This window comes from Streptomyces sp. DH12 (assembly GCF_020873895.1).
In the GTDB taxonomy this organism is placed as follows: Bacteria; Actinomycetota; Actinomycetes; order Streptomycetales; family Streptomycetaceae; genus Streptomyces.
In genome coordinates this window covers 1-516 of the sequence record NZ_JAHWGT010000695.1, presented here as the reverse complement: position 1 = coordinate 516, position 516 = coordinate 1, and the positions used below count along the sequence as shown (strand labels likewise).

At 71.1% G+C, this 516-nt stretch carries 1 protein-coding gene and 1 pseudogene; one reads left to right on the top strand and one right to left on the bottom strand.

All coding sequences use genetic code 11. The features are described from left to right. Nucleotides 1–226 (top strand): annotated as a pseudogene (locus LPA54_RS36565) (Ion channel protein); the annotation flags it as partial. A 77-nt stretch (nucleotides 227–303) separates the two neighbouring features. Here LPA54_RS36565 and LPA54_RS36560 read toward each other — a convergent pair. Further along, nucleotides 304–516, bottom strand: a 213-nt coding sequence (locus tag LPA54_RS36560) for an ABC transporter permease (protein WP_228984811.1), incomplete at its 5' end; no start/stop codon positions are given.

Genomic DNA, 516 nt, shown 5'->3' with positions numbered 1-516 from the left:
GGGCACCGGGCTGGACGTCGTGGAGCGGCCGGTCATAAAGGCAGAGGTGGGCAAGACCGCGCGGGAGCTGGACGACCTGGTGGTGAGCGTGGTGCGCGGGCACCGGGTGCTCGGCTACGACGACCGTGAGCTCGGGACGCTGGAGCTGACGGACCGGCTGATCACGATCGTGCGGGCCACACCGGTCACCCAGATCGCCCCGGACGTCCGCCCGCTGCGCGGCTGAGACACGCCACGGCCCGGCTGAACGGAGAAACGGCCCCGAGGATCCGCTCCTCGGGGCCGCGCCATGGCGTGCCCGCCCTACTTGCGGTTGTACAGCCGCATCGTCACAGGTCCGAAGACGGCCACGAACAGAGCCGACCAGCCCAGCGTCCACATGACGTCCGCGGCCGGCCAGTCGCCGGCCATCAGCCCGCGGACCGCCGACGCCAGGTGGGTCACCGGGCTGTTGTTGACGAAGGCCTGGAGCCAGCCGGGCATGGTGCGCGGGTCGACGAAGACGTTGGACAGGAA